Origin of the sequence: Streptomyces oryzae, from assembly GCF_017676365.1 — a bacterium.
Classification (GTDB): domain Bacteria; phylum Actinomycetota; class Actinomycetes; order Streptomycetales; family Streptomycetaceae; genus Streptomyces; species Streptomyces oryzae.
The window spans coordinates 20,102-43,232 of record NZ_JADKMA010000036.1; the positions used below are offsets into that span (position 1 = coordinate 20,102).

General features: G+C 71.3%; 25 protein-coding genes. 15 read left to right on the forward strand and 10 right to left on the reverse strand.

The window, feature by feature from the left end; all coding sequences use genetic code 11:
• The first annotated feature begins 1 nt into the window (after position 1).
• On the forward strand, positions 2-616 hold the full coding sequence (locus tag ITI46_RS09775) for a LysE family translocator (RefSeq protein WP_209239054.1): 615 nt from the start codon (positions 2-4) through the stop codon (positions 614-616).
• 35 nt (positions 617-651) lie between these two features.
• Positions 652-1,350 carry a B3/B4 domain-containing protein gene (locus ITI46_RS09780; RefSeq protein WP_209239055.1) on the forward strand — a complete coding sequence of 233 codons (699 nt, stop codon included), beginning with the start codon at positions 652-654 and terminating at the stop codon, positions 1,348-1,350.
• 40 nt (positions 1,351-1,390) lie between these two features.
• On the opposite strand, the gene ITI46_RS09785 is transcribed toward ITI46_RS09780, so the two are convergent.
• A complete protein-coding gene (locus ITI46_RS09785) occupies positions 1,391-2,620 on the reverse strand; it encodes an acyl-CoA dehydrogenase family protein (protein WP_209239056.1) in 1,230 nt (409 codons plus the stop codon).
• A gap of 165 nt (positions 2,621-2,785) precedes the next feature.
• On the opposite strand from ITI46_RS09785, the gene ITI46_RS09790 reads away from it, so the two are divergent.
• Positions 2,786-3,439, forward strand: coding sequence for a TetR/AcrR family transcriptional regulator (locus ITI46_RS09790; protein WP_209239057.1), 654 nt, complete (start codon positions 2,786-2,788; stop codon positions 3,437-3,439).
• A 168-nt stretch (positions 3,440-3,607) separates the two neighbouring features.
• Here ITI46_RS09790 and def read toward each other — a convergent pair whose 3' ends face one another.
• Complete coding sequence (def, locus tag ITI46_RS09795; RefSeq protein ID WP_209239058.1) at positions 3,608-4,135, reverse strand: peptide deformylase; 528 nt, start codon at positions 4,133-4,135, stop codon at positions 3,608-3,610.
• A gap of 121 nt (positions 4,136-4,256) precedes the next feature.
• Between def and ITI46_RS09800 the strand changes: the two genes are divergently transcribed.
• From ITI46_RS09800 to ITI46_RS09815, 4 genes are all read left to right on the forward strand, one after another.
• Entirely contained in the window at positions 4,257-5,495 is a 1,239-nt protein-coding gene (locus ITI46_RS09800; protein WP_209239059.1) for a MurT ligase domain-containing protein, read from the forward strand.
• Positions 5,496-5,564: 69 nt separating this feature from the next.
• Positions 5,565-6,293, forward strand: a complete 729-nt coding sequence (locus ITI46_RS09805) for a type 1 glutamine amidotransferase (protein WP_209239060.1) — start codon at positions 5,565-5,567, stop codon at positions 6,291-6,293.
• 129 nt (positions 6,294-6,422) lie between these two features.
• A complete protein-coding gene (locus tag ITI46_RS09810; RefSeq protein WP_209239061.1) occupies positions 6,423-7,379 on the forward strand; it encodes a cytochrome c oxidase assembly protein in 957 nt (318 codons plus the stop codon).
• Between the two features lie 176 nt (positions 7,380-7,555).
• A complete protein-coding gene (locus ITI46_RS09815; protein ID WP_209239080.1) occupies positions 7,556-7,729 on the forward strand; it encodes a hypothetical protein in 174 nt (57 codons plus the stop codon).
• Positions 7,730-7,842: 113 nt separating this feature from the next.
• Here the strand turns inward: ITI46_RS09815 and ITI46_RS09820 are convergent, their stop codons facing one another.
• From ITI46_RS09820 to ITI46_RS09830, 3 genes are all read right to left on the reverse strand, one after another.
• Positions 7,843-8,382: a type 1 glutamine amidotransferase domain-containing protein gene (locus ITI46_RS09820; RefSeq protein WP_209239062.1), complete on the reverse strand. Its 540-nt coding sequence runs from the start codon at positions 8,380-8,382 to the stop codon at positions 7,843-7,845.
• 96 nt (positions 8,383-8,478) lie between these two features.
• The gene (locus ITI46_RS09825) at positions 8,479-9,306 is read right to left on the reverse strand and encodes an ABC transporter permease (protein WP_209239063.1); all 828 of its coding nucleotides are present in this window, start codon (positions 9,304-9,306) and stop codon (positions 8,479-8,481) included.
• Between the two features lie 32 nt (positions 9,307-9,338).
• The gene (locus ITI46_RS09830) at positions 9,339-10,160 is read right to left on the reverse strand and encodes an ABC transporter ATP-binding protein (RefSeq protein WP_209239064.1); all 822 of its coding nucleotides are present in this window, start codon (positions 10,158-10,160) and stop codon (positions 9,339-9,341) included.
• Between the two features lie 74 nt (positions 10,161-10,234).
• Here ITI46_RS09830 and ITI46_RS09835 point away from each other — a divergent pair, with 74 nt between their 5' ends.
• Both ITI46_RS09835 and ITI46_RS09840 read left to right on the forward strand, forming a co-directional pair.
• On the forward strand, positions 10,235-10,873 hold the full coding sequence (locus tag ITI46_RS09835; protein WP_209239065.1) for a TetR/AcrR family transcriptional regulator: 639 nt from the start codon (positions 10,235-10,237) through the stop codon (positions 10,871-10,873).
• A gap of 11 nt (positions 10,874-10,884) precedes the next feature.
• Positions 10,885-11,211: a DUF6204 family protein gene (locus ITI46_RS09840; protein WP_307808112.1), complete on the forward strand. Its 327-nt coding sequence runs from the start codon at positions 10,885-10,887 to the stop codon at positions 11,209-11,211.
• Positions 11,212-11,218: 7 nt separating this feature from the next.
• On the opposite strand, the gene ITI46_RS09845 is transcribed toward ITI46_RS09840, so the two are convergent.
• Positions 11,219-12,100, reverse strand: coding sequence for a DMT family transporter (locus ITI46_RS09845; RefSeq protein ID WP_209239078.1), 882 nt, complete (start codon positions 12,098-12,100; stop codon positions 11,219-11,221).
• A 294-nt stretch (positions 12,101-12,394) separates the two neighbouring features.
• On the opposite strand from ITI46_RS09845, the gene ITI46_RS09850 reads away from it, so the two are divergent.
• Together ITI46_RS09850 and ITI46_RS35460 are read left to right on the forward strand one after the other, a co-directional pair.
• On the forward strand, positions 12,395-14,329 hold the full coding sequence (locus ITI46_RS09850) for an HAD-IIIC family phosphatase (protein WP_209239067.1): 1,935 nt from the start codon (positions 12,395-12,397) through the stop codon (positions 14,327-14,329).
• Positions 14,326-15,135, forward strand: coding sequence for a 2-oxo acid dehydrogenase subunit E2 (locus ITI46_RS35460; protein WP_209239068.1), 810 nt, complete (start codon positions 14,326-14,328; stop codon positions 15,133-15,135). The genes ITI46_RS09850 and ITI46_RS35460 overlap by 4 nt, the downstream gene beginning before the upstream one ends.
• Before the next feature lie 28 nt (positions 15,136-15,163).
• Here the strand turns inward: ITI46_RS35460 and ITI46_RS09860 are convergent, their stop codons facing one another.
• Positions 15,164-15,637, reverse strand: coding sequence for a GbsR/MarR family transcriptional regulator (locus ITI46_RS09860; protein ID WP_209239069.1), 474 nt, complete (start codon positions 15,635-15,637; stop codon positions 15,164-15,166).
• Positions 15,638-15,720: 83 nt separating this feature from the next.
• Here ITI46_RS09860 and ITI46_RS09865 point away from each other — a divergent pair, with 83 nt between their 5' ends.
• From ITI46_RS09865 to ITI46_RS09880, 4 genes are all read left to right on the forward strand, one after another.
• Positions 15,721-16,680, forward strand: a complete 960-nt coding sequence (locus tag ITI46_RS09865; protein ID WP_209239070.1) for an ABC transporter ATP-binding protein — start codon at positions 15,721-15,723, stop codon at positions 16,678-16,680.
• A gap of 26 nt (positions 16,681-16,706) precedes the next feature.
• Positions 16,707-17,477 (forward strand): efflux permease Rv1217c-related protein, encoded by a 771-nt coding sequence (locus tag ITI46_RS09870; protein WP_209239071.1) that lies wholly within the window; start codon positions 16,707-16,709, stop codon positions 17,475-17,477.
• Positions 17,478-17,783: 306 nt separating this feature from the next.
• Complete coding sequence (locus ITI46_RS09875; protein WP_209239072.1) at positions 17,784-18,533, forward strand: lysophospholipid acyltransferase family protein; 750 nt, start codon at positions 17,784-17,786, stop codon at positions 18,531-18,533.
• Between the two features lie 82 nt (positions 18,534-18,615).
• The gene (locus tag ITI46_RS09880) at positions 18,616-19,671 is read left to right on the forward strand and encodes an NAD-dependent epimerase/dehydratase family protein (RefSeq protein ID WP_209239073.1); all 1,056 of its coding nucleotides are present in this window, start codon (positions 18,616-18,618) and stop codon (positions 19,669-19,671) included.
• 118 nt (positions 19,672-19,789) lie between these two features.
• On the opposite strand, the gene ITI46_RS09885 is transcribed toward ITI46_RS09880, so the two are convergent.
• The 3 genes from ITI46_RS09885 to ureG form a co-directional block, all read right to left on the reverse strand.
• Positions 19,790-21,454, reverse strand: a complete 1,665-nt coding sequence (locus tag ITI46_RS09885; RefSeq protein ID WP_209239074.1) for an alpha/beta hydrolase — start codon at positions 21,452-21,454, stop codon at positions 19,790-19,792.
• A 137-nt stretch (positions 21,455-21,591) separates the two neighbouring features.
• A complete protein-coding gene (locus tag ITI46_RS09890) occupies positions 21,592-22,398 on the reverse strand; it encodes an urease accessory protein UreD (protein ID WP_209239075.1) in 807 nt (268 codons plus the stop codon).
• A complete protein-coding gene (ureG, locus tag ITI46_RS09895; protein ID WP_209239079.1) occupies positions 22,395-23,096 on the reverse strand; it encodes an urease accessory protein UreG in 702 nt (233 codons plus the stop codon). Before ureG ends, ITI46_RS09890 begins: the two co-directional genes overlap by 4 nt.
• Positions 23,097-23,131: the final 35 nt, after the last annotated feature.

The following is a 23,131-nucleotide window of genomic DNA, read 5'->3' on the forward strand; positions in this document are numbered from 1 at the left end:
CATGGACTTTCTGCTGACCGCGCTGGTGATCGTGGTGACCCCGGGCACCGGCGTCCTGTTCACCCTCGCCGCCGGGCTCTCACACGGCAGGCGGGCGAGCCTCGTGGCCGCCCTCGGCTGCACGCTCGGCACCCTCCCGCAGGCGCTCGCCGCCATCACCGGACTCGCTGCGCTGCTGCACACCAGCACGGTGGCGTTCCAGGTCCTCAAGTACCTGGGGGTCGCCTATCTGCTGTGGATGGCCGTCAGCACGCTCCGGGACAGAAGCGCGCTGACGGCGCCGGAGGGGGACGACCCGGCGGGGAGCGCACCGCGCACCACGTCGAAGGTCATTGTGTCGGCTGTGCTGCTCAACGTTCTCAACCCGAAACTGACGCTGTTCTTCGTGGCTTTCCTGCCGCAGTTCGTGCACGGGGACGACCCGCATGCCGTGCTGCGGATGTCGGAGCTGAGCGCCGTCTTCGTGCTGCTGACCCTGATGGTCTTCGCCGGGTACGGGCTGGCGGCGGCGACCATGCGCGAGCACGTCATCTCGCGGCCGAGGGTGGTGCGGTGGATGCGCCGGGTCTTCGCCGGCACGTTCGCCGCGCTCGGCGCCCGCCTCGCCTTCTTCTGAACGCCGGCCCCAACGGAACCCTGGAGGACAGCACCATGCGCTTCGCCCACTCACCGCAACTGTGGCGGGACTTCCCCCAGTTGGTGCCGGGCGTCCTGCACGCCAAAGGCATCGCTGCCGAGATCTCAGCCGAGGAGACCGTACGGCAGCTGTGCGCACGGACGGCGGCGCGCAGCGCGGAGGGCGGCGGCCAGGAGAGCGGGCTGCCGCAGATCCAGGCGTGGCGGCGGACCTTCGCGGCACTGGGCCTGAAACCGACCCAGTACCGCTGTGCTGCCGAGTCGCTGCTGCGGCGCTTCCGCAAGGAGGGGTCGCTGCCGCGCATCCACCCGCTGATCGACCTGTGCAACGCCGCCTCGCTCGCCTTCGCGATCCCGGTCGGGGTCTTCGACCTGGCACGGATCTCCGGCGACCTGTGGGTGCGGTATGCCGACGGTGACGAGGTCTACGAGACCTTCGCCGGGGACGAGGAGCGCCCCGAGCCGGGTGAGGTGATCTTCGCCGACGACGCCCGCCGCGCCCACGCACGCCGCTGGACCAACCGGCAGAGCGGTCACTCCGCCGTGCGCGAGGAGACCGGCGAGGTGCTGATCGTCGCCGAAGCACTGCACGAGACGGCCCCGGGCGAGATGGCGGAGCTGATGGACGTGCTCACCGACGCGCTCCGTACCGACTGGTCGGTCACCCCGTGCTCGGCCGTCCTCACCCCGGCGGCTCCCGCCTTCGAGCTTTAGGCAACTGCCGGACCGCGCCGACCGCTTCGCCCGCTCCCGCTCAGCGGATCGGCATGCCCGACAGAGTGCGGGCGATGACCAGGCGCTGGATCTCGCTGGTGCCCTCGAAGATGGAGTAGATGGCCGCGTCGCGGTGCATCCGCTCGACCGGGTACTCACGGGTGTAACCGTTGCCCCCCAGGAGCTGGATGGCCTGAGCGGTCACCTTCTTGGCCGTCTCGCTGGCGAACAGCTTGGACATGGAGCCCTCGGCCGACTCGAACTTGCGGCCGCTCACGCCCATCCAGGAGGCCCGCCACACCAGCAGCCGGGCGGCGTCGACGCTCGTGCGCATGTCGGCCAACTGGAAGGCGACGCCCTGGTTGTCGATGATCGGGCGGCCGAACTGCTCGCGGGTCTTGGCGTATTCGAGCGCGACTTCGTACGCCGCACGCGCGGTGCCGACCGCCATCGCGCCGACGGCGGGGCGGGACGCCTCGAAGGTGGCCATGGCCGCGTTCTTGATGCGCTCACCGCCCTTCGCCCGCTCCCGGGCGCGGGCCAGGCGCTCGTCCAGCTTCTCCTTGCCGCCGAGCAGGCAGTGTCCTGGCACCCGTACGTTGTCGAGCACGACCTCGGCGGTGTGCGAGGCGCGGATACCGTGCTTCTTGAACTTCTGACCCTGCGACAGGCCGGGGGTGCCGGGCGGGACGATGAACGAGGCGTGCCCCTTGGAGCCCAGCTCGGGGTCGACGGCGGCCACCACGACATGGACGTCGGCTATGCCGCCGTTGGTGGCCCAGGTCTTGGTGCCGTTGAGTACCCACTCGTCCTTGGCCTCGTCGTAGACGGCGCGGGTGCGCATGGAGGCCACGTCCGAGCCGGCGTCGGGCTCGGAGGAACAGAAGGCGGCGACCTTCACGTCGTTGGCGTCGCCGTACATCTGCGGCACCCAGGTGCCGATCTGCTCCTCGGTGCCGTTGGCGAGCACCCCGACGGCGGCGAGTCCGGTGCCGACGATGGACAGCGCGATGCCCGCGTCCCCCCAGAACAGCTCCTCCATCGTCATCGGGATGCCGAGTCCCGTGGGGTCGAAGTACTGCTGGGCGTAGAAGTCGAGCGAGTACAGGCCGATCTTGGCGGCCTCCTGGATGACCGGCCAGGGGGTCTCCTCGCGCTCGTCCCATTCGGCGGCGGCGGGACGCATCACATCGGCGGCGAATCCGTGGAGCCAGCTTCGGACTTCCTTCTGGTCGTCGTTGAGATCCAGTACGAACTCGGTCTCGGCCATTTCGGGGGTCCTCCGCCTGTCTCAGCAGCTCGTTACCATCGGTAATCCGCAGTCTGTTACCCACGAGTAGCGGCTGTCAACTCCCGCTCGCCTGAACATTCGTGCACGTGAGGGTGTTACGTTGCGGCGGGGCAATCGCAGACAGGGGCGGGGAGAGTACCGACGATGGAGACGACACGGCAGTCCGACCGGGACGACCGGGCCGCCAGCACCGAGCAGCGCCGCAAACAGCTGCTGGAGGCCGCCGAGCGGGTCGTGCTCCGCGAGGGCCCCGGGGCCTCCATGAACGCGATCGCGGCCGAGGCGGGCATCACCAAGCCCATCCTCTACCGGCACTTCGGCGACAAGGGCGGCCTCTACCGCGCGCTCGCCATCCGGCACACCGACGCGCTGCTGTCCTCACTGCGGGCCGCGCTCGACGCGCCCCGCGAGCGGCGTGAGCGCGTGGAGGCCACCCTGGACACCTATCTGGCCGCCATCGAGGCTCATCCGCAGGTTTACCGGTTCCTGATGCATCCGGCCGAGGACTCCCCCAGCAGCGAGCGCGGGTTCGACGTGGGCCAGCACTCGGCGCCGCTGCTGCGGCGGCTGGGCGAGGAACTGGCCAAGGTGATCGCCGAACGGCTCGATCTGGGGCCGGACAGCGAGGAGCTGGCCCGGGTGTGGGGGCACGGGATCGTCGGCATGATGCATGCCGCCGGGGACTGGTGGCTGCGGGAAAAGCCCTGTGAGCGGGCGGCGTTGGTGCGGCACCTGGCCGATCTGCTGTGGGGGCGGCTGGCTGCCGCGGGCGACCGCGTGGGCGGGCCCCGGTTCTAGCCGTTGCCCCCTCTCTTTTGTGCTGGGGAGGGGGTGCCCCTGCCGGTGCTTCGCAGACTGCGGGTGCTCCCCCAAGCAGGGGGACCCCCAGGCTCCTCGCCCAGTTCCCCGCGCCCCTTACGGGGCGCGTCTGCTCCCCTGCTGTACTTGCCAGCCCCCCATGCGGGGTCACTTCATGATTCGGCGCAGGACACGTCGGCGGGCCCACCCGGTGAGCCCGTCAACGTAGAGGCGCCCTTCCAAGTGGTCGTACTCGTGCTGGAGGCAGCGGGCGAAATAGCCGCTGCCCTCCACCCGTACCGGCGCTCCGGTCACGTCCTCGCCCTCGATCACGGCCACATCGGCCCGCGGGGTGGGGGCTTCAAGACCGGGGAGCGAGAGACAGCCCTCGGGGCCGCGCACGCGCACCCCGTCCACCTGCACCGGCCGTGGGTTGACCACATGGCCCCGGTGCCGTCGGTCCTCGTCGTCGGGGCAGTCGTAGACGAACACCCGCAGCGGCACCCCGATCTGGCAGGCCGCCAGCCCGACCCCGTGCGCCGCGTACATCGTCGCGTACAGGTCCTCCATGAGCGCGGGCAGCGAAGCGCGGTCGCCGGCCGCGACCGGGCGGCTGGGACTGTGCAGCACCGGATCGCCGTACGTCCGCAAAGGGCGTACGGCACCCGTGCTGCCGGGGATGGGGCCGCGTCGCATGGCTGTCAGCGTACGCCCGGCGACGCACCGTCGATCTTCGCAGGGGTGGCGCGGTCGGGGCCACGGCGGGATCTCGGTAGGCTTCTCTCCTATGCGCGAGGGGCAAGGAGGTTCAGACACGATGGCAGGCAACACGGAGCCGCTGTCGCCGCGGTCCCGGCTGGCCGTGACGGCGGGCAAGGCAGCCGCGGCGGTGTCGCGGGCTGCGGGCCGCGGCAGCGGGTCGGTGATCGGCGGGAAGGTGGCGCTCAAGCTCGACCCCGACCTGCTTCAGCGGCTGGCCCAGCACCTGGACGTGGTCCTGGTGTCCGCGACCAACGGCAAGACGACGACCACCCGGCTGATCGCCGAGGCGCTGCGCGCCAACGGCGAGGTGGTCTCCAACGCACTGGGCGCCAACATGCCTGCCGGCATCACCTCGGCGCTGGCCGGCGGCTCGAGCGCGCGCTACGGCGTCATCGAGGTGGACGAGAAGTACCTGTCCGGCGTGGCCAAGGACGTCACGCCGAAGGCCATAGCGCTGCTGAACCTCTCGCGTGACCAGCTCGACCGCGCGGCGGAGACCCGGATGCTGGCCGAACGGTGGCGCGAGGGCCTCTCGGGCCAGAAGGCCGTCATCGTGGCCAACGCCGACGACCCGCTGGTCGTCTGGGCCGCCTCCTCCTCCCCCAACGTGGTGTGGGTCGCCGCGGGCCAGGAGTGGAAGGACGACGCCTGGTCCTGCCCGGCCTGCGGCGGTGTGATGCAGCGCCCCGGCGACGACTGGTTCTGCGCCGAGTGCGGCTTCCGGCGCCCCAAGCCGACCTGGGCCCTCTCCGGCGACCATGTGCTGGACCCGCACGGCTCCGCCTGGCCCATCCACCTCCAGCTCCCCGGCCGGGCCAACAAGGCGAACGCCGCGACCTCCGCCGCCGTGGCCGCCGCCTTCGGGGTGCCGCCGCAGGTCGCGCTGGAGCGGATGTACGCGGTCAAGGCCGTGGCCGGACGGTACGACGTGGTGCAGTACCAGGGCCGGGACATGCGGCTGCTGCTGGCCAAGAACCCCGCCGGATGGCTGGAGACGTTCTCGCTGATCGACCCGCCGCCCACCCCGGTCATCCTCTCGGTGAACGCGCGCGGCGCGGACGGCACCGACACCTCGTGGCTGTGGGACGTCGACTACGGACGGCTGGCCGGGCACCCCATCTGCGTCATCGGCGACCGCAAGCTGGACCTGGCGGTGCGGCTGGAGGTCGCGGGCGTGGACTTCCAGGTGTGCCAGGACCCCGCTGACGCGGTGCGCCGGTGCCCGCCGGGGCGGATCGAGACCATCGCCAACTACACCGCGTTCCAGGATCTGCGCCGCGCCGTCGGCAACTGATCACCCGTATCTTGGGGTCCCGGGCGGTCGTGCGCCCGGCCCATCGATCCGCTCAAGGAGACTGGCGGCATGAGTGACACGAGTCTGCGTCTGGTCTGGGTCTACCCTGACCTGCTGAGCACCTACGGCGACCAGGGCAACGCGCTCGTGGTGGAGCGGCGGGCGCGGCAGCGCGGGCTGGACGTCCAGCGGCTGGACGTCCGCTCCGACCAGCCGATCCCCACGTCCGGCGACATCTATCTGATCGGCGGCGGCGAGGACCGGCCGCAGCGGCTGGCGGCCGAACGGCTGCTGCGCGACGGCGGTCTGACCCGGGCGGTGGACAACGGCGCCATCGTCTTCGCGGTGTGCGCGGGCTACCAGATCATGGGGCACGAGTTCGTCAACGACCTGGGCGAGCGCTCGGCCGGGCTGGGGCTGCTGGATGTGATCAGCACCCGCGGCGAGGCCGAGCGGTGCGTGGGCGACGTACTCGGCGACGCCGACGAGCAGCTGCGCCTCCCCCAGCTCACCGGCTTCGAGAACCACCAGGGCGTCACCCACCTCGGCCCTGGGGTGCGTCCGCTGGGCCGGGTGCGGCTCGGCCACGGCAACGGGACGGGAGACGGCACCGAGGGCGCCTGGCGGGACACCGTCTTCGGGACGTATCTGCACGGTCCGGTGCTGGCCCGTAACCCGCACATCGCGGACCTGCTGATCAAGCTGTCGCTCGATGTGAACGCGCTGCCACCGACCGACGACACCTGGTACGAGGCGCTGCGCCAGGAGCGGATCGCGGCGGCGACCCAGCCCGCCTGATCCGCGCACGCGTACGCTCCATTCGGCTCGCCGCGACGCAACCGCCCGTCTCGACCGCCCCCGTGAGGGCGGCCGGGGTGGGCGTTCTAGTCTGGTACGGGCTTATCGGTCGGTTGCGGGAGAGTTCGGATGGATCACGGCGGGCACGGCATGACGATGGACCTACCGCCGTTCACGGTCGCGCGGGGGCTGGAGTTCACCGGCGATCCGTTCTTCCTGGTGGGGTGTCTGCTGGCGCTCGCGCTCTACGGCTGGGGCGTGGTGCGGCTGCGGCGCAGGGGCGACAGCTGGCCGGCCGGGCGCACAGTGAGCTTCGCGGTGGGTGTGGCCACGGTGGCGCTGGTGATGTGCACGGCACTCAACGAGTACGGCATGGTGCTGTTCAGCGTGCACATGGTGCAGCACATGGTGATCAGCATGCTGTCGCCGATCCTCCTGCTGCTGGGCGCCCCGGTCACGCTGGCGCTGCGGGCGCTGCCGTCGGCGGCCCGCAGCCAGGGGATGCGCAAGGGTCCGCGTGAGCTGCTGGTCGCGCTGCTGCACAGCCGCTACGTGCGGGTGATCACGCATCCCGCGTTCACCATCCCGCTGTTCATCGCGAGCCTGTACGCGCTGTACTTCACGCCGCTGTTCGACTTCCTGATGGGCTCCAAGGCCGGGCACATCGCGATGATGGTGCACTTCCTCGCCGTCGGCCTGGTCTTCTTCTGGCCGATCATGGGCGTGGACCCGGGCCCGCACCGCCCCGGCTATGTGATGCGGATGCTGGAGCTGTTCGCGGGGATGCCGTTCCACGCGTTCTTCGGCATCGCGCTGATGATGGCTTCCGAGCCGATGGTGGACACCTACGCCGACCCGCCGGCCTCGCTCGGCGTCAGCGCGCTGTCCGACCAGACGGCGGCCGGCGGCATCGCCTGGGCGTTCAGCGAGATCCCCTCGGTGCTGGTGCTGATCGCGCTGGTCTTCCAGTGGTACGTCACCGAGCAGCGGCAGGCCCGTCGCCGGGACCGCAAGGCCGACCGGGACGGCGACAAGGAGCTGGCCGCCTACAACGCGTACCTCGCTTCCCTCCAGCCGAGGGAGTGAGCGCCCGCTTCCCGCGCCTCCGCAGGGGGCGCGGGAGGGGAGGAGGACACGGGCGCATCGGAGCGCGCAGTGGCGCGCGGGGCCCTTGGCGGGCGACCATGGGGACTTGGCCGCGGCCCCTTTTGTGCGTGCGCGACCTGTGCGTCCCGGGGCCGCCGGGAGAGGACGGTGTTGTGATGTCTGGGATGACGCGCATGCCGGTGTCCGCGAAGGCGATGACCGTGTGCACGGTCGTGGCCCTTGTGGTGGTGACGGCGTACACCGCGGCGCTGGGGAGCAGCGGGTGGCTGTGGTTCTGCTGGGTCGTGCTCGGACTGGCGACCCTGGGCGTGTTCGCGACCCGTGAGTGAGCCGCCACGAGACGTCGCCGGGCCCCGCGGTCCGTCCCCTTCCGGGGCGGGGCGCGGGGCCCGGTCGCTGAGACAGCAGCAGAAGACCGGCGGGCCGCGGCGGGCCGGAGAGGTCAGCCGCCGGCCCCGAACTCGGTCAGGAACGCCTTGTCGAACGCTTCGAGATCGCCCGGCTTCCGGCTGGTGATCAGCTTGTTGTCGCCGGCCTCGCAGACCTTGACCTGCTCGTCGACCCAGGTGCCACCGGCATTGCGGATGTCGGTGCGCAGGCTCGGATACGAGGTGAGGGTGCGGCCCCGCACCACGTCGGCCTCGACGAGGGTCCAGGGCGCGTGGCAGATCGCGGCGACGGGCAGTCCCGCGTCGAAGAAGCCCCGCACGAAGGCCACGGCCTTCTCGTCGGTCCGCAGGAAGTCCGGGTTGGCGACACCGCCGGGCAGTACGAGCCCGTCGAAGTCGGCAGGCTCGGCCTGCGAGACGAGTTGGTCGACGGGGAAGGTGTCGGCCTTGTCCAGGTGGTTGAACGCCTGGACGGTCTTCCCGCGGGTGGAGAGCAGGACGGGGGTGCCGCCCGCCTCCTTGACGGCGTCCCACGGGTCGGTCAGCTCGATCTGTTCGGCGCCCTCCGGCGCGACGAGAAAGGCAACACGCACGTACCTCACGTCCTTTCCGTCATCTCGTGTGCACCCCGCCGGGTCCCCACCGCGCGGGCAGCTCATGCGTCGGGGCGGGGGCGCGTGTCCGCAGGTTCAGCCCCGCTCGGCGCCGCTCCGGCCCGTACCGCGGAAGAGCCGGGTGGCCGCCATCAGACACAGCACCGCCAGTCCGACGGTGACGGCGGCGCCCGCAGCGACGGTGCCGGTGGTCAGCTCGCCCCGGAAGACGTCACGTACCGCGTCGGCGGTGTAGCGGAAGGGGACGGCGCGGGAGACGGCCTCGAGCCAGTCGGGGGCGAGGCTCATGGGCAGCAGCAGCCCGGAGAGGAGCATCAGCGGCATCACGGCGGTGTTGGCGACGGCGGCGAACTCGGGCGGGGTCGCGATCCGCATGGCCAGACCGTGCGAGAGGGCGGCGAGCGCTCCGGACAGTACGGCGACGAAGGCCAGCCCGACGACGATCCCCCACAGCGGGGCGCGCAGCCCGAAGGCGAGACCGAGGAGGATCAGCAGCACGCTCTGCACGACGAGTTGGACGACGTCGCGCAGTGCCCGCCCGAGCAGCATCGCCATCGGGCTGAGCGGGGTGACGCGCATCCGGTCCACCACGCCGGTGTTCCGTTCCACCAGCAGACCGAGTCCGACGTACGAGCCGCCCAGCAGCGTGAGTTGGACGAGGACGCCGGGCACGAAGGTCTGCCAGGAGGACCCGTCGACGCCCAGGTCGAGCCGGGTCAGGAGCGGCCCGAAGAGGGAGAGGAACAGCAGCGGCTGGAGCATCCCGAAGAGCATGTTCGTCTTCGAGCGCAGGGTCGCACGCAGACAGCGGCCGAAGATCAGGCCGATGTCGGCGGCGAAGTGCCGGAACCGGTCGAGAGGCGGGGTGGGCGTCGTGGCGACGGCGGCGGTGCTGGTTGTCATGGCAGTGCCCATAGGAAGGCGTTGAAGGGGCGTCAGACGGCCACTGGCTCGTGGCTCGGGCCTCGTCCGGTGAGGGCGAGGAACGCGTCCTGGAGTGAGGCGCCGGGGCCGGGTCCGTGCGTGCGCTTGAGCGCTTCCGGAGTGCCCTCGGCGATGGTCCGGCCGCCGTCGACCACGACGATGCGGTCGGCGAGCGCGTCGGCCTCGTCCAGATAGTGCGTGGTGAGGAAGACGGTGGTCCCCCGCTCACGGCGGATGCGGCGGACCAGCTCCCACAGCTCGGCGCGGCTGCCCGGATCGAGCCCGGTGGTGGGCTCGTCCAGGAAGAGGACCTCGGGATGGTTGACCAGCCCGAGGGCGATCTCCAGCCGGCGGCGCTGACCGCCGGAGAGGGCGGCGGTCGGCCGGTCCAGCAGCCCGGTCAGGCCCAGTTCCCCTGCCAGCTCTTCGGCGCGGTGCCGGGCCGCCTGCTTGGGCATCCGGTGCAGCCGGGCCTGGGTGACCAGTTCCTCGCGCACGCCGCAGGCCGGGTCGAGGCCGCCGGTCTGGGCGACGTAGCCGATGCAGGACCGCACTGCCGACGGCTCGGCGAGCAGGTCGTGTCCGGCGACCTGGGCCTCACCGCCGGTGGGGCGCAGCAGCGTGGTGAGCATCCGCAGGGTGCTGGTCTTCCCGGCGCCGTTCGGACCGAGGAAGCCGAGGATCTCACCGCGCGGCACGGTCAGATCGATGCCGCGTACGGCCTGTACAGGGCCCGACTTGAGGGCGTAGGTGAGGCTGAGCGCGCGGATGTCGAGAGCGGCGCGGGGCGGGGACGGGGCGGGCCCGGGCTCTGGTGTCGGTGGGGGTGTCATGCCGCCGATGGAAGCACAGTCGATTGCAAAGTCGCAATCCATTTCAGTTTTGCAGTCGGGTTAGGATTCCCTGTATGAGCGAGGGGCTGCGGGAGCGCAAGAAGCGGCAGACACGGCAGCGCATCCACGAGGTGGCCATGGGGCTGTTCGTGGAGCGGGGCTTCGACAAGGTCACGATCGCCGAGGTGGCGGCGGCGGCCGAGGTGTCCGTGAACACCCTCTACAACTACTTCGAGGCCAAGGAAGACCTTGTGCTGCCGCCGGAAGAGGCGTCGCCGCAGCGGCTCGCCGAGATCGTCCGGCAGCGCGCACCGGGCGAATCGCCCGCGCGGGCCGTGCTCTCCCGGCTGCGCGCCGAGGTGCACGCCCGGGAGCGGAAGCTCGGACTGACCGAGGGCTTCGGCGCCGTCTTCGAGATGATGCGGGCCGCACCCACCCTCACGGCCCGCCTGGGCGACCTCGGCCGGGAGATGACCGACGCGCTCGCCGCGCAGCTCGCCGAGGAGACCGGCGCGGCACCGGACGACCCGATGGTGTGTGCAGCGGCGAGCCAGATCGGGTGGTTCCACTCGCTGGTGTTCGCCGAGGTCGGCCGCCGCCTGGTGGCCGGGCGGACCCCGGACGAGATCGCCGGCGACGTGCTCGCGCTGCTGGACTCCATCGAAGGGCTGCTGGGCGAACGCGCCTTCACCTACGCCGTACGAGAGGACTGACCGTGTTCCGAGTGACCATCCGGGGAACCTTCACCGGCCTGGACGAGGCGGGCCGCGCCGCGCTCCGGGAGGGGGCCGAGAGCTACGGCGCCTCCTTCACCGAGACCGGCACCTTCACCTGCGACAGCAGTCTGTCCGCCTTCACCTTCCGCTGCCAGGTCCCGCCGCCGCCCGAGGGCGAGGAGCCCGACGAGGAGGGGTGGGCCGCCCTCCGGGCCACCGAGGCGCTGGAGGCCCACGGCTACCCGCACCGGGTGCTGCGGCTGGCGGTCACGGACATGCGCGGCATCAAAGTGCGCCGCAAGGGCCGCGGGAACCGTGGCGGCCGCCCGCGCTGACGCCCCGTCAAGTGGCTTCCGTCTCCTGGATCTCACGCTGCTTGCCCTCCGGCAGCACCGGATGCCTGCCGAGGATGAAGACCCCGACGACCACGGCCAGCAGTCCGGTCACCTCGCCTGCCAGGGCGCCAGGGGTGAGCCGGATCGAGTCGCCCAGAAAGCCGATCCCGCAGGCGATACCGGCCAGCGGCTCGGACGCGGTCAGGGACGGCAGCGACATCCGCAGCGGCCCGCCCTCGAAGGCACTCTGTACGAGCACCAGCCCGATCACGGCAAGGGCGACGATGGTGTAGCCCTGCCAGCTCATCAGCACGCCGGTCAGCCCCGAGGAGTCGTAGATGCCGCCGACGACCCGGGTCAGGGCGTCCTGGAGACCGTAGAGCGCCCCGGCCGCGGTCGCCAGCAGGGGCGGCTCCTTGAAGAGTTCGAGGTGCCGTGCGATGAGCACCAGGACCAGTGCGATCCCGGCGAGGATGCCGAAGACCAGCCAGTGGCGCAGGGGGCCGGCCTCACGGTCGGTGCCCTCCGGGCGGCCCGCCACGATGAAGGCGGTCACTCCCCCGCTGAGCAGCACCACGCCGGCCCAGCCCGACCAGCCGAGCCGCTGGCTGCTGAGCCGTCGTGCGAACAGCATGGCGAAGACGAGGTTGGTCGCCAGCAGCGGCTCGACCGTGGACAGATCCCCCTGCATCAGGGCGAACGCGCTGGTGAGCTGACCGGCCACCATGCTGGCGATACCGAGCAGCCAGCGCGGCACCCGCACCAGGTCGAGCAGCAGCCGGAAGGACAGTACGTCGGCCACCGGGGCCCGGGCGGCAGCGTCCTGCTGCAGCACAAATCCCAGACCGAGGAAGCAGGCGGCGACCAGCCCGTAGACGTAGAGAGTCAGGGGACGCCCCTTTCCACCGCCCGTCCACCCGTCCGTCCGTGAACAGCGCGGCCGAGATTAGACGCCCCGACGGACGGACACCACGACACCCGCCGCCGGAGCCGGACGGCACACCCCCTGAGCATGAAAGCCCGAGGGCCGAATGGCGCTTTGGCCCGCCCCGAAGGGGCGCGGGGAACGGCTCCCCCAAGCTCTTCGAGCGGGGGGGGGACCCCCTCCCCAGAAGCCGAGCCCACGACTAGGGCGCCTTTAGCCAAACCGACGATCCTGGAACCCCGCACGGGAAGGCAGCGAATGGACCGAGCACCGAGCGCTACGGGCGCCGTTTCCGCTCCGTCGGCAACCGGCGGAGCAGCCGCGGACACCCTGCTGCGGATGTACCGGGAAGGGCAGCTGGTCGCCCGCTACCCGGAGGTCAGCCAGCTGGTGAGCACGCTGACCGGCTCGGATCTGATCAGGGCAGGACATCTGCTCAGCCGGGTGGACCCGGAGGAGGTCATCGCCGCGCACCCGGAGGTGCCGGTGCTCAGCGTGGCGGTGACCGGGCACGGCACCCTGGCGGCCCTGGTCCCCGCGCTGACCGCCGAACTGGCCAGGCACGGGCTGCTGATGCGCCGTCACCTCGCCGATTTCGACAGCTACGTCTTCGCCCTGGGCGACCCCGGCAGCGAGCTGTACGCGGCCAGGCCCGATGTCGCCCTGTGTGTGCTGGACCCGGCTGTGGTGTTCGACGAGGTGCCGACGCCGTGGCTGTCGGAGCATGTCGAGGAGGCGGGCCGGCGGAAACTGGCCCTGCTGGAAGGGCTGGCCGACCGGTTCAAGGACAGCTGCGGCGGCACGCTGGTGTTCAACACGCTGCCGCTGCCCCGCCGCTTCACCGCGCAGCTGGTCGACCACCGGTCCCGGGCACGGCTCGGCGCCCTGTGGCGGGAGTTCAACGCACGGCTGCTCAGCCTGGCCGAGGAGCGCCCGTGGCTGGTCGTACTGGATCTGGATCCGCTGACGGCGGGCGGGGTGCCCGCCGAGGACGTACGGCTGAGCATCTACACCAGGGCACACCTCTCTTCCCCCCTGCTGGCCGAGTACGCGCGCGAGGTCGGCCACCTGGCGCGGCATGTGGCGGGAGCGACCAAGAAGGCACTCGTCCTCGACCTGGACAACACGGTGTGGGGCGGCGTCCTGGGGGACGACGGTCCTGACGGGATCGAGGTGGCCGGGAGCCACCGCGGCGAGGCGTTCGCGGCGTTCCAGCGCGTCGTCAAACAGCTCGCCTCCCAGGGCGTGCTGCTGGTGGCGGCCAGCAAGAACGATGTGGAGCCGGTGCGCACGGTGCTGCGCGGCCACCCGGACATGACTCTCAGGGAGGAGGACTTCGTACGGATCGCCGCCGGCTGGGGGCCCAAGCACGAGGCGATATCAGAGGTCGCCGAGGCGCTGAATCTCGGCACGGACGCGTTCGTGTTCGTGGACGACAGCCCCTGCGAACGGGGGCTGGTGCGGGGTGCGCTGCCCGAGGTGACAGTGGTCGCCCTGGACGACGAGCCGGCGCTGCACGTCGACGCGCTGCTGTACGACGGCTGGTTCGACTGCCGCCGGCTGACGCACGAGGACCACCAGCGGGTCGGCCGCTACCAGCAGGAGGCGCGGCGCAAGGACTTCCTGGAGGGGTTCGCCTCCGTCGAGGACCATCTGCGGGAGCTGGAGGTCCGGGTGCTGCTGGCTCCGCCCACGGCGGCGGAAGTCGCCCGGGTGTCCCAACTCACGCTGCGTACGAACCAGTTCAACATGACAGCACTGCGGCTGCAGCCCGCCGAGGTGGAGGAGTGGCTGGCAGCGCCGGGCACCGAGGTACTCGCGGTGCACAGCAGCGACAGGTTCGGCGACAACGGGCTGGTCGGCGCGGTGTTTCTGCGCCGCGAGGCGGACCGGCTGCACATCGACAACTTCGTGCTCAGCTGCCGGGTCTTCGCCCGCGGTATCGAGCAGACCTGCCTGTCGTCCGTCCTGCGGTACGCGAAGGACAGCGGCGCCGGGTCGGTGACCGGCGCCTACCGCGGGACGGCGAAGAACGGAAAGGTCGCCGGGCTGTACGCCGCCCACGGCTTCACGGAGGTCGCCGGCGACGGCGACGGAACCACAACCGTCTTCCGCCACGACCTCGGTGACGTTCCGGCGCCACCGCCGCACGTGCATCTGACGGAGAGCTTCGGACGGGAGCCGAGGACATGAGAGCGGAGCCCTTTGCTCGCGAGCGCCGGCACACCGCGTACTTCCTGAGGGAGATTAGCCACTACGCGCCGGTGTTCCTGGGAGCCGAGATCGACATGACCGCCGTACGGCGCCACCAGCGGGAGGCGCGGGCCCGGGGCGACAGATACCCGACCGTCAGCTACGTGGTGTACACCGCCGCGCGGGTGCTTGCCGCGCACCCCGCGGCGAACGCCGCGCTCCGCGGCGGGCTGCGGCCCCGTCTCGCCCACTACGACACGGTGGCGGCGAAGCTCACGCTGGACAAGACGATGGCGGGACGCCGCGTCGTCCTCTCCGCCGTGCTGCCGGACGTCCATCTGCGGGGCCTCCGGGACATCGCCGAGCAGACGGCCCGCTTCCGCGAAGGGGATCCCGACCGGATGCCGGAGTTCGCCGGGGTACGGGCCCTGCACCGGCTGCCGGGCCCGCTCGGGCACCTCGCCTACCGGATGGGTACGCGACCGCTGCGCCGCCGGATCACCACCAACGGCACATTCTCGGTGACGTCTCTGGGACACCGGCCCGTGACCGCGTTCCATTCCGTCGGCGGCACCACGGTCACCCTCGGCCTGGGCGCGGTCGCGGACCGTCCCGTGGTGCGCGACGGGGCGGTGGCCATCGCCCCCGTACTGCCGCTGTCGCTGACCTTCGACCACCGGGTGATCGACGGGGCGGAGGCTGCCGACGTGCTCGGCGACCTCAAGCAGGCGCTGGAGAGCTTCGCTGGCAGTGGCGACGGCCCCCGCGACAGCTCCACGCCCCACGAGGAAGCGGTACGCCCATGAACGAGGTGGCAGTTCGGCCCGGCCCAGGTCACCCGGCGCTGTCGTACTGCTCGCGCCACTGGTCGATCAGGGCGGGCAGCTGACGCTCCATGTACGCGTAGAAGTCCCGCATCTCGTGCAGACGGCTGCCGAGGACGCCGTCCTGCCCGGCCGCCTCGATACCCTCGGCCGCGGAGTCCTTCATGACCGTGAGCATCGCATTCTGATTGCTCATCAGCGTGGCCCAGGCGTGTTCGCGGAAGCGGTAGTGGTCGCGTCGGCTGCCCGGGGCGGGGACCCGCTCGATCATGCCGGTCGGAATGAGCTGCTTGACCGCGCCGGAGACGGCGCCCGAGCTGATCTGCAGTTCCTCGCAGAGTTCACCGGCGGTCATGGTCTCCTGGCGACTGAAGAGCAGCGCCGTCATCACACGCGCGGTGGTCTTCTGCATGCCGCCCTGCGCAAGGGTCAGCGCCAGCTTCTCCGCTGCCTCGCGCAGCCGGGTGTCCTTGTCATCAGCCATGACTCCCAGTGTAACGAGAACTCTCAGAGTTCAGATCTCTCTTTGCATTTACAGATCTCTGAACGCTGAGTATGTTCTGAGTCATGGAGAACGCCATCGAGCTGCGTGAGCTCACCAAGACGTACGGAACCCGCCGGGGACTCGCCGGGCTGTCGCTGGAGGTGTGCGCCGGGGAGGTCTTCGGGTTCCTCGGGCCGAACGGCGCGGGCAAGTCCACCACCATCCGGCTGCTGCTGGATCTGATCCGCCCCACCGGCGGCACCGCCACCGTGCTGGGCCTGGACCCGCGCCGCGACGGGGTCGAACTGCGCGGCCGCGTCGGCTACTTGGCGGGTGATTTCGTCTGCGACGGACGGCAGAACGTCCGTACCTATCTGCGCTTCCTCGCCGCACTGCGCGGAGGCGTGCCGCAGGAGCGCATCGACGGCCTGGCCGACCGGCTCGGCCTGGACCAGAGCGCGAAGATCAAGAAGCTGTCCAAGGGAAACCGGCAGAAGGTCGGCCTGGTCCAGGCGTTCATGCACACCCCCGAACTGCTCGTCCTGGACGAGCCCACCTCAGGGCTCGACCCGCTGGTCCAGCAGACCTTCCTCGACCTCGTCTCCGAGGCCGCGGCGCAAGGGCAGACCGTGTTCATGTCCAGCCACGTCATGGCGGAGGTCGAGGCGGTCGCCGACCGGGTCGGCATCATCCGGGACGGCCGGCTCGTCGCGCTGGACACCGTGGCAGGACTGCGGGCCGGCACCGTCCGCGATGTCCGGATCACCTTCGCCGATCCGGTGCCCGAGGCCGCCTTCGCGCAGATCGAGGGAGCTCAGCAGCTGCGGCTCGACGGCCACGGCACCACCCTCACAGGCCGGCTCACCGGCAGCCCCGACCCGCTCGTCAAGGCCCTGGCCCGGTACACCGTCACCGGAATTCGCCTCACCGAGCCCGCACTCGACGAGCTCTTCCACTCCTACTACGCGGGCGCCGAGGCCGCGCCGCGAACCACCCCCGCCGGCACCGCCACCACAGCCGGTACCGCCGGCACCGCCGCCTGAGCCCGCCGAGAGGACACCCGACCGCCATGAACACCGCGATCTACACCAAGTCCCTGTCCGACAGCCGCCGCAGCCTGCTGGGCTGGACGCTGGGCACCGCGACGATCGGCATGATGTACGCCTCCACCTACCCCTCGCAGAAGGAGAACACGGCCAGCCTGCCCGAGGCGATGCGCGAGGCCCTGCACACCGACGCCACCGCCGCCGGCTATCTCCAGACCAGCGTCTTCGGGCTGATCGTGCCGCTGCTGGCCACGATCTACGGCACGGCCACCGGCTCCCGCACCACCGCGAGCGAGGAGGAGTCCGGACAGCTCGACCTGCTCCTCGCCCACCCCCTCCCCCGCTCCCGCCTGCTCCTCCAGCGCTTCGGCGCTCTGGTCACCGGAGCGGTGGCCGTCTCGGCCCTGGTCTGGGTGGCGATGCTCGCCGTCCGCGGCAGCGCCGACCTCACCAGCATCACCCCAGTGGAATTCCTCGCGCAGTGCGTCAACCTGGCGCTGCTGGCGATCGTGTTCGGCGCCCTGGCGACCGGCCTGGGAGCCGCTTCCGGGCGCCGCGTCGTCGTCCTCGCCGGCACCGCCGCCGTCGGCGTGCTCACCTACACCGCCCACGCCTTCGCCGCCCAGCTCGGCGCCGACTGGCTCGCCCGGCTGTCCCCCTTCCACTACTACATCGGGAGCGAGCCGTTGAAGCACGGCTTCCAGTGGGCCGACGTCTCCGTCCTCGCCGGGACCGCTGCCGTGCTCGTCGGCCTGGGCACCGCGGCCTTCGCCCGCCGCGATGTGAACAGCTGATACGGCCGACGCGGCTGATACGGCTGATACGGCCGACCCCGGCCGGGCTCCGCCCAGCGACTGTCGGGGGTCGCCGGCCCGTCGCGTCCGTGTTGGGCGGACGCCTCGGGCCTCAGGCGCTACGATACGTTACCTCGATCACACCACCTGATGGTCAGTCAGGAAGTCAGCGGGGAGTCAGCATGGGTCGGAACAGACGTGGTCTCAGGTGGCCGGCGGCGCACCGCGCCGCAGCACCCCCGGCGACCGTCCCGACCTGCGACAACGCGACCGCTGAGTCGATACGGTAGAGCCAGAGGTGACCCCGTGTTCTATTACGTACTGAAGTACGTGCTGTTGGGGCCGCTGCTGCGGCTCGTGTTCCGGCCCCGGATCGAGGGGCTGGAGAACGTGCCGGACGAAGGACCCGCGATCGTCGCCGGAAACCATCTGTCCTTCTCCGACCACTTCGTGATGCCCGCGATCCTCAAGCGCCGGATCACCTTCCTGGCCAAGGCCGAGTACTTCACCGGGCCCGGCCTGAAGGGACGGCTGACGGCGGCGTTCTTCCACAGCGTGGGCCAGATCCCCGTCGACCGCTCCGGGAAGGGCGCGGGTCAGGCCGCCATCGACGAAGGGCTCGGCGTCCTGCGCAAGGGCGAGCTGCTCGGCATCTATCCCGAGGGCACCCGCTCCCACGACGGCCGCCTCTACAAGGGCCGGGTCGGCGTCGCCGCGATGGCCCTCGGCGCCGGGGTGAAGGTGATCCCCTGCGCGATGGTCGGCACCTTCGAACTCCAGCCGCCGGGGCGGAAGGTGCCGCGTATGGGCCGGGTGACGATCAGGTTCGGCAAGCCGCTGGACTTCTCACGGTTCGCCGGGATGGAGAACGAGCGGACGGTGCTGCGGGCCGTGACCGACGAGATCATCCACGAGATCATGCGGCTGTCGGGCCAGGAGTACGTGGACATGTACGCGCCCGACGCGAAGGCGGCCCGGGCCGAGGAGCGGGCCCGCGAGAAGCAGCGCAGGGAGAACAAGGACAAGCCGCGGAAGAGCAGCGGATCGGTGAGCTGAGGGCCGGCCGTCAGCCCTCGGCGTAACCCTCGCGCGCTGAACTTTCTGGTCACCGCGGGCGCCGCCGCCCTAGCGTGCAGCCATGGGTGGATCACGGGCACTTGTGCTGGGTGCGACGGGACAGATCGGCCGGGCCGCGGTGTGCGCACTGGCCGAGGACGGGTGGGAGGTGACGGCGGCATCCCGCAGCGGCGGAGCGGGTGCCGGTTGGCCGGAGGGCGTGACCGCCGCCGCGGTGGACCGGGACGAGGAAGGCGCGCTGGAGCGGGCCGTCGGCGACGGCTGCGAACTGCTGCTGGACGTCACGGCCATGACGCACGCGCACGCCCGCCAGATCGCGGGCCTGGCCGACCTGCTCGGCTCCGCCGTCGTCCTCTCCAGCGGCGCGGTGTACGAGGACGACAACGGCCGCAGTTTCGCCACCATGGCGGACCCGGACGGGGCCCCGCGCTTTCCGGTGCCGATCCCGGAGACGTACCGCACCGTTCCGCCCGGCCGCGACGAGTACGGCTCCCGCAAGGTGCTGATCGAGAACGAGCTGACGTCGCTGGGCGACCGACTGCCCGTCACCCTGCTGCGCGCGGGCGCGGTCCACGGCCCGTGGTCCCGCACCCCGCGGGAGCTGCACTTCGTCAAACGGTGGCTGGACGGGCGCCGGGTCCGCGTGCTGGCCCACCGCGGGGAGAGCCGCTTCCACCCCGTACACGTCGACAACATCGCGGAACTGGTGCGGCTGGCCGCGCGGCAGCCCGCGACGAGGGTGCTGAACGCGGCCGACCCCGAGGCGCCCACGGTGGCCCGGATCGCGGAGCTGCACGACGAGGTACTCGGCTGGGAGTGCCGGACGGTGCTGCTGGACGGCGCCCCGCCCGAGGACGCGCCGACGGTGGGCCGTACCCCGTGGTCGCTGCCGCATCCGCTGGTGCTGGACATGGCCGCAGCCGAACGGGAGCTGGGCTACCGGCCGGTGACGACGTACGAGCAGGCGCTGCCGCAAACCGTCGACTGGCTGCTCGGGCAGATCCGCGGTCGGGACTGGCGTGAAGCGCTGCCGGAGATGGCGGCAGCGTACGACCCGAAGGGCGATCTGTTCGACTACGCGGCCGAGGACCGCCGACTCGCGGAGAACCAGCGCTGAGGGGCGCCCCGAAGGGGCGCGGGGAACGGCGCGAGCATGGACAGCTCACCCGCAGCCCGCACCCCTCGGGCAGTGGCACCGCCTCACCTGATCAAGCTGTGCAAGGCAAGCCCCGGGCTCACGGCGTGAGCGCGGGCACCGCTGCGGCCTCAGCCTTGGCGGTCGCCTTGGCCGGGGACTTGACCGGCTCAGGGGTGGCATGCGGGGCGCAGGTCACATCCTTGCTGTCGACGGTGCCCTTGAGCAGGTAGGCGTCGACGCGCTTGTTGATGCAGGGGTTCTCCAGGTTGGTGATGCCGTGCGAGCCGGCGTCCTTCTCCGTGATCAGCCGGGAGCCCTTGAGACGCTTGTGCAGCTCGACACCGCCCGGGTAGGGGGTGGCGGCGTCTCTGGTGGCCTGGATCAGCAGCACGGGGTGCGAGGTCTTGGCGCGGATCTCCAGCGCGTCGTGCTGCTTGAGCGGCCAGACGGCGCACGGGTAGTTCATCCACGCGTTGGACCAGGTGAGGAACGGATACTTCTCGTGGAGCCGGGTGTTGTCCCGGTCCCAGGTCTTCCAGTCGCGCGGCCACTTGGCGTCGTTGCACTCGACGGCGGTGTAGACGGCGTTGCCGTTCTCGCTCGCCTTGTTGCCCGCGACGTCGGACATGTCCGGGCCCGCGGCCTCGACCAGCGGCTTCTCGTCGCCGTTGAGGTAGGCGGACCACACCGCCGCGACCTCGGCCCACGCGGAGTCGTAGTACGGCGCGCTCTGGAAGAAGCCCAGCAGCTCGGACGGGCCGACGACGCCGCCGATGGGGTCCTTCTTGGCGGTGGCGCGCAGCTCGCGCCACTTGGCCTCCACCTTCTCGGGCGTCGAGCCGATGCCGTAGACGTCGTCGTGCTCGGCCACCCACTTCTTCCAGTCGTCCCAGCGGGTCTGGAAGGCCACGTCCTGGTCGAGGTTGACGTCGTACCAGATCTTCTTCGTCGAGGGGTTGACCACGCTGTCGGTGATCATCCGCCGGATGTGGCCGGGGAAGAGCTCGGCGTAGACGGCGCCCATGTAGGTGCCGTAGGAGACGCCGAGGAAGTTGAGCTTCTTGTCGCCGAGTGCGGCGCGGATGACGTCGAGGTCACGCGCCGCGTTGGGCGTGGTCATCTGGGCGAGCAGCGCGCCGTTGCGCTCCTTGCAGCCGTCCGCGTACTCCTTGGCGAGCTTGCGCTGGGCGAGCTTGTCGGCCTCGCTGTCGGGCACCGGGTCGGCCTTGGGGGCCTTGACCCACTCCTGGGGGTCGGCACAGGAGATGGGCGCCGAGTGGCCGACACCGCGCGGGTCGAAGCCGACGAAGTCGTAGGCGGTCGCGGCCTTGGTCCACAGCGGGTTCTTGTCCGGGATGCGGTTGGGGAAGCGCAGTCCCGAGCCGCCGGGGCCGCCCGGGTTGTAGACGAGGGAGCCCTGCCGCTTCTCCTTGCCGCCGGTGGAGCGAGCCCGGTCGACGGCGAGCCGGATCTGCTTGCCGTTCGGCTTGGCATAGTCGAGCGGAACCGTCACCCAGCCGCACTCGACGCCCTTCTTGGTACCCCAGTCCGCGGGGCACTCCTTCCAGTCGACACCGGCGCGCGCCGCGCGGGCTGCGGCCTGCTGGACGCCGCGCGCCTCGGCGGCGCCGGAGCGCTCGGTCTGCTGCGCCCGGCTGCCGCTGCCGTCCGCCAGCGCTGACGGAACGGATATGAGCCCCGCCGTGAGGGCTCCGGCGGCGATGGTGCCGGCGGCGGCTATGGCCGCCTTCCGTCTGTTCACGTGTGTTCCCCCTCCGGGTACTGCCGCGTTGTGGCGGTGGTCGGTGACCACGGTGGTGGCTGTCGACCACTGTGGTGGTCTTCAGAGGGGATCCTTCATCGTCGCGGACGGTAAGGCACAGGGCAACGGAGCGTTCTTTACCAAGACGTGAACGTCAGTGCGGAATCGAGCGTCCGCCGCAACTGAAGCGCGTCCGGTGCGACGGCGGTGACCAGCAATGCGGGCCCCACCAGCGGCGTGACGACGGCCGTGTCCCCCAGCACCCGCGACGCCTCCGGCTTCCTCGCCGTCAACTCCGGGCCGACCACGAGGAGTTGACCCACCGCACGGTAGCCGCCCAGGGCCGCGCCGCCGTCCCACCCGAGGGCGCCAGGACCGAAGTCGAGCTGCTGGTCGAGCAGTGGCCGCCCGCCACGGCGCACGGTGAGCCGGCTGCTGAGCCTGCCCGGCCCCTCCCCCGTGCGGCCGAGCACCTGCTCGTCCCGCACCACGAGGCGTGCGCCGGGCGCCAGTTCGGCACTCACGCGCTGCCGCAGCTCGCTGCCGCGTACGGAGATCAGCGGTTCCGGCAGCCAGTGCAGCCTGCCCTCCTCGCCGACCTCGAGGCGTACGTCGTAGCGCGCCGGCTCCCCCGTACGGCCGGGCAGTGCGAGGGTGGCGGCGCTGCCGTCCACCCGCAGCGCCGCGCCTGCCGCGACCCGGGTCTCGACGGCGAGCCGGTCCCCGCCCAGCGGCGCGCTCATCGCCCCGACCAGCGTGACCCGTGCCGCCGCCGGGTCGGCCGAGCGGGTACGGCGCAGCGCGACCGGACCCGCGCCGCTGAGCAGCGGCAGCGCGGTGCCGCCGCGTCCGTCGGGTTCGGCGGCGATCCGGGCGCGGGCGCTGACGCCGGAGGCGGGCGGCGGTGCGGCTGCGGTCGCGCCGGCGGCTGCAGGTGCCGTCATGCCGGGAGGGATGTCTTCGCCGTCCAGGCGGCGTACTGTCCGCGCACCCAGTCCGCGACCGGCCCGACGCCGGGCTCACCGCGCAACGACTGGAAGAGCACCGGCAGTTCGCCGCGCTGTTCCTCGGCGTCCCGCGCCATGCCCTCCAGGTCGGAGCCGACGTAGGGGGCGAGGTCGGTTTTGTTGACGACCAGCAGATCGGCCGTGGCGACGCCCGGGCCGCCCTTGCGGGGGATGTCGTCGCCGCCCGCCACGTCGATGACGAAGATCTGCGCGTCGACCAGCCCCTTGGAGAAGGTCGCGGTGAGGTTGTCGCCGCCGGACTCGACCAGCACCACATCCACCAGCCCGAGTTCGTCCTCCAGGTCCTCGATCGCCTCCAGGTTGGCGGAGATGTCGTCCCGGATCGCGGTATGCGGACAGGCGCCGGTCTCCACCGCGACGATCCGCTCCGGCGGCAGCACGGCCTCACGCAGCAGGAACTCGGCGTCCTCGCGGGTGTAGATGTCGTTGGTGACGACGGCAAGCGAGAGCCGGTCGCGCAGCGCGTGGCACAGGGCCGCGACGGTGGCGGTCTTACCGGAACCCACGGGTCCGCCCAGGCCGACGCGGAGCGCACGACGGCTGCCGTCGGGCCGGACCGTCGCCGAGCTGCTGTGCCGCTCGGGGTAGGTGGTGCCGGGGTGATCGAGGTGCACGTGCTCCTCCGGGGGATCGGGGGTGGGGAAGTCGG